The organism is Paraglaciecola sp. (genome assembly GCF_030730205.1).
Lineage (GTDB): Bacteria > Pseudomonadota > Gammaproteobacteria > Enterobacterales > Alteromonadaceae > Paraglaciecola.
Window position 1 is genome coordinate 1 of record NZ_JANQVQ010000071.1, and the last position, 4,707, is coordinate 4,707.

General features: G+C 40.8%; 7 protein-coding genes. 4 read left to right on the forward strand and 3 right to left on the reverse strand.

The window, feature by feature from the left end; all coding sequences use genetic code 11:
- Positions 1–2: 2 nt before the first annotated feature.
- Positions 3–152: a DUF2892 domain-containing protein gene (locus tag NWQ57_RS06155; protein WP_306021265.1), complete on the forward strand. Its 150-nt coding sequence runs from the start codon at positions 3–5 to the stop codon at positions 150–152.
- 3 nt (positions 153–155) lie between these two features.
- Entirely contained in the window at positions 156–506 is a 351-nt protein-coding gene (locus NWQ57_RS06160) for a rhodanese-like domain-containing protein (RefSeq protein ID WP_306021260.1), read from the forward strand.
- A gap of 71 nt (positions 507–577) precedes the next feature.
- Here NWQ57_RS06160 and NWQ57_RS06165 read toward each other — a convergent pair whose 3' ends face one another.
- A complete protein-coding gene (locus NWQ57_RS06165; RefSeq protein WP_306021261.1) occupies positions 578–1,519 on the reverse strand; it encodes an alpha/beta hydrolase in 942 nt (313 codons plus the stop codon).
- Positions 1,520–1,867: 348 nt separating this feature from the next.
- Here NWQ57_RS06165 and NWQ57_RS06170 point away from each other — a divergent pair, with 348 nt between their 5' ends.
- Positions 1,868–2,674 carry a TSUP family transporter gene (locus NWQ57_RS06170; protein ID WP_306021262.1) on the forward strand — a complete coding sequence of 269 codons (807 nt, stop codon included), beginning with the start codon at positions 1,868–1,870 and terminating at the stop codon, positions 2,672–2,674.
- A gap of 159 nt (positions 2,675–2,833) precedes the next feature.
- Here the strand turns inward: NWQ57_RS06170 and NWQ57_RS06175 are convergent, their stop codons facing one another.
- Positions 2,834–3,397: a phosphoribosyltransferase gene (locus NWQ57_RS06175; RefSeq protein WP_306021263.1), complete on the reverse strand. Its 564-nt coding sequence runs from the start codon at positions 3,395–3,397 to the stop codon at positions 2,834–2,836.
- Positions 3,398–3,463: 66 nt separating this feature from the next.
- On the opposite strand from NWQ57_RS06175, the gene NWQ57_RS06180 reads away from it, so the two are divergent.
- Positions 3,464–4,033 carry a phosphoribosyltransferase gene (locus NWQ57_RS06180; protein WP_372340895.1) on the forward strand — a complete coding sequence of 190 codons (570 nt, stop codon included), beginning with the start codon at positions 3,464–3,466 and terminating at the stop codon, positions 4,031–4,033.
- A 42-nt stretch (positions 4,034–4,075) separates the two neighbouring features.
- On the opposite strand, the gene NWQ57_RS06185 is transcribed toward NWQ57_RS06180, so the two are convergent.
- On the reverse strand, positions 4,076–4,707 hold a 632-nt coding region (locus NWQ57_RS06185; protein ID WP_306021264.1), incomplete at its 5' end, for a carbonic anhydrase.

Here is a 4,707-nt window from a genome sequence, read left to right on the forward strand (position 1 = left end):
TTATGATACTGCTATCATTAGCTTTAACTTATTGGGTCAACTCAAATTGGATTTTCTTTAGTGTCTTTATTGGGCTAAACCTTATTCAATCTGCTTTTACTTGCTGGTGCCCTATGATCACCATTCTTAAAAAATTAGGTTTTGAGGAATAAAATATGTTGTTAGCGGTTGGAGATTTAATCAAAGAAGTCAAACAGAATATTCGTTGTATAGATGCACAAACTGCGGTGGCAGAGCGTGAAGTTAATAAAGGTTTGTTAATCGATGTGCGTGAGCCAGCTGAGCATCAAACCAAGCCTGCAATGGGAGCTATTAATATTCCCCGCGGTTTGCTTGAAATGAAGATGATGGAATTAGAGAAAGATCCAACTCGGCCTATTTATCTGCATTGTGCAACGTCAGCAAGAGCTGCGCTCGGGGCTGAACAACTTAAGCGAGTAGGCTATGAAAATGTAACGGTTATTACCTGTAATATGGATGAAATTCAACGGTGTTGCGAGCAATAAGACTACAAACTAGATTAACCTGCAGCAACGCTCATTCGAAGCCTCGTTGCTGCGGTTGTTTATAAACCTTGTTATTTGCTGACTAAAAATCCATTGACTTCAAGCCAATAGATAAATGAATCAAACCACTTATTGCTAGTGCGATCGGGGTTTCCTAATCCGAAACCATGACCACCATTTTGGTATAAATGAAGTTCCACAGGAATTTTTGCGTCATACCACGATTTTATAACACCGAAATCACCACTAAATAAAAAATCGTCACTGGCAATGGCGGCAAACATGGGGGGCGCGTCTTTAGGTACCTCAACCGCTTGCATTCCACCGTATATAGGGCCAATAAAAGCTAGCTTAACTTTTTTAGACTGCAAAGTGGTTGCCATCGTCAACCCAGCGCCTGCAGAAAAACCAATCATGCCAATTCTGTTGGTATCAACCCCCCATTCTTCAGCGCGTTCGGTAATCATTTTATAAGCCGCTTCGACATCGGCAATTTGGTTATCTAAGTTCCAGCGAGGTCTTTTAGGCGCTTCTGCCGGCTCGTCTGATGAAGACATTTTTGCTGCATCGGCAAAACGTTGATTCATTTGTGATTCAAAGGCATCTAAACCGTCTATGGTAGGTTGTAATCTGTATTTTAAAACAAAGGCATTAATACCACGATCAGCCAAGGCCTGTGCTACTTCCCAGCCTTCATTTCCCATTGAAAGCCACATAAAACCACCGCCCGGTGCTACGATAACCGTTGCACCATTGGCTTTTTTCGGGTCAGCCAAGAAGGGGGTTAGTGTGGCTTTAGATATATTACGAGCCATGGGATCACCCCATTGTTTAAACCAAGACTCTTTTGCTGTTTGCCCTTCAACACCACCTGTATTTAACGGTATGGCATTAGATTCATCTGGGGATTTCATGTCATACATTTTGCCATCTTGGGCTAAAGCAGAAGATGAAGACACTAACATTGCCAACAACAGCAAAGCATAAACATTGTTGATTTGATTTATTTTCATTACGTTTCCTCCTAGGTATATTGATATTTAGATAAACATCCTGTCAGCTAGACTAATCTAATTCCTTAAATACCTAGTTAATATTTTCTTAACATATTGTTTACTAAATTAAGCTTATGGTGAGTATTCTTGAATTAAGTTGCTGCTTACCGTGCTATACGGGAATTATTCTTATGGGACTCAACCAGTTGTAAATTACAAATCAAAGCAGGGGGTGGGGTCAGCAGTGTTTATCTGAGCAATTTTTACAATTTTTGATTTCAGTTAGAATTGTACGTAACGTTATTCTCTCATTTTCATTAAGATGGTCAGTCTTATCTCAGTCTAGGTACCGTTAATAGGATAAAAATGGAACATCTTGTGTGGTGGCAGTACACATTAATTGGTCTGATTTTTGTGTGGAGTGGTTTTGTACGCAGTGGTTTGGGTTTTGGTGGTGCCGTATTGGCTTTGCCATTTTTACTATTGGTACTAAATAAACCGCTGGTATTTCTGCCAATAATCTCAGTTCATCTGTTAGTTTTTTCCAGTTGGATTGCATGGCAAGGTTCAAGATTGACCAAGCAACAAATCCATTTGGCTGTTGCACAGGGCAATGAACCAAATGACGCTCAAAGTAATATTGCCTGGGCATACTTGAAAAAAGCCTTAGGTATTATGATTATCCCTAAATTAATAGGTGTGTTTGGTTTACTTACCTTGCCCAGTGACATCGTAACCGGTGTGATTTTTGTCATTGTCGCTATATTTGCTGTGTCGTATATTCTTAATAAGCCTTTCTATACAAATAATAAAACGCTCGATACGATCTTTTTGATGATGGGTGGTTATGTGAGCGGCACATCATTGATTGGTGCACCGTTAATAGTTTCGGTATTTGCCACTAAAGTGCCGCGCCATCAATTGCGCGATACTTTATTTGTTTTGTGGTTTATTTTGGTCATGATCAAGATGACGTCCTTTGTCATCGCGGGAGTAGACCTGCAATTGATTCATCAACTTTGGTTATTGCCCTGTGCTTTGCTAGGTCATATTTTTGGACAGCGCTTACACGAGCGAATAAAAGAAGCGGAAACGCCTCGTTTTTTCCAATTTGTTGGTACTGCCTTGTTGGTGGTGTGTGTGTTTGGTATTTACACGAGCCTAATTCTATAAAATTCACTTGTTTGATAGAACGTGCAACGAAAAACTAAGTGTTTACCACTGTTTAGTAGTGACAAAAAGGATTTTACTTTGGAGTGACATTTAGTCAGAGCAACCGTGTTCAGTTTAATATCGCGCTGTTCCTTTGTTCTTCGTCAATTAAAAGCAGGGTTAACGCATCACTTGGTGTAAATAAGGCTTATGTATTTCTATTTCATTTGCGCTTAAGCCCTTTAATTCATAAGGAAACACCAGCCAACTGTCAGTTTCATGCAGAAAGTAATTTAACGTTAAATCTGTACGTTTGTAATCCTTACGTTGATATAGTGTGGCGATTCGAATATCTCTGGGTAAATTCTTTTTTAAGTGTTTGCGCAGTCGAATTATCGTTGCCTCGATACTGAGCCCAGTACTAAACACATCATCAACAATGAGCAATGAATCGTCAGCATTTAAATTTTCGATAAGGTATTGGGTGCCGTGAACACGAATAGTTTCAGGGGCATTTACCATCGATTGGTAGCTTGGTAGACCCCGATAAGACGTTCGAATAGAAATATGATCGGTGTCGATGCCCAATGTCTGCAAGCATTCCTGAACATAAATACCTACTGAACTGCCGCCCCGCCACAAACCCACTATAAAGGTGGGGCGAAACCCTGATTCAAAAATTTTCACGCCAAGACGAAACGAGTCTTGAATCAAGGTATCTTCATCTAAAAATATTTTTTTCATGGTTTACCTATAAGAATGCATTTCATCTCAGTATGATGTAAGTCGCAATTATACATGGTTAATATAATGGAAAAAACGTACCTTTCAGGCGAACAATTGTTGGTCGACTCATTTAAACTGGCCCAAATGGTTTTGGCCAGTGGCTTTAAGCCGACTTTTATTATCGCGCTATGGCGAGGTGGCGCGCCCATTGGTATTGCCGTGCAAGAGTATTTAAGTTATCACGGTATTGAGACGGATAACATTGCAATTCGAACGTCTTCATATGCGGCTGGCATTGATCAGCAATCGCGAGTGGTAAAGGTTCACGATCTCAATTATTTAGTCAAAAATGTGCAAGACCATGACAAACTGCTTATCGTCGATGATGTCTTTGATACTGGTCGCTCTATTGCTGCTGTTTTGGAACAACTGCGCAGAGCGACTCGATTAAATATGCCCAAAGATGTGCGTATTGCAATCCCATATTATAAACCCACCCGCCGCGAAGTCGATTTTGAGCCAGATTATTACGTTCATGAAACAGCCGCTTGGTTAAAGTATCCGCATTCTTTAGAAGGGCTAAACGTTGCCGAGATTAAAACGCACCGTCCAGAACTTTATGAGATCCTTAAAGCTCACTTACCTCCTATCTAATCTAACATCAAGTAGCCGTTTTAAAATATATAAAATAGGTATCTAAACGCCTTGCATAAAGGTGACTTCACCCGTTTTTAGCGAGTATTCGGCACCAACAATAGTGAGTTTCCCTTGCTGGACTAGTTCTTCGAGTCGTTGTGAACCGTGACGAAGTTGATTGGTTGATGCAAGAATGTTGGCGCGAATCGAAGCGTCTAATAACTTGTGGTGATCGTGGCGTAACTCAGTACCACATAAAGGTTCTACTGAGGGGCGAATGCGATTAACAATAGATAGTAGATTAGAAGAGTGTGAACCCGTGGGGTGAGTGAGTTCGTCGATGGTGGCCTTAACCGCTCCACACTGAGAATGACCAAGCACTACGACTAAGGGCGTACCAAATGTATCCGCAGCAAACTCAACACTACCAACCTGTGAGGGCGCAACAATATTTCCAGCAACGCGTATAACAAATAAATCTCCCAAACCCTGATCAAATACTATTTCTGCAGGGACACGAGAATCTGAACAACCCAGAATAATCGCAAATGGCGCTTGTCCTTCAACAAACTCTTGCAGTTGAGATTGTTTTATCATGTTATCAATACTACGCACTCCAGACACAAACCGCTTATTGCCGTCTTTTAAACGTTGAATTGCCTCGATGCCTGATACCATGAGTTGTGCCACAA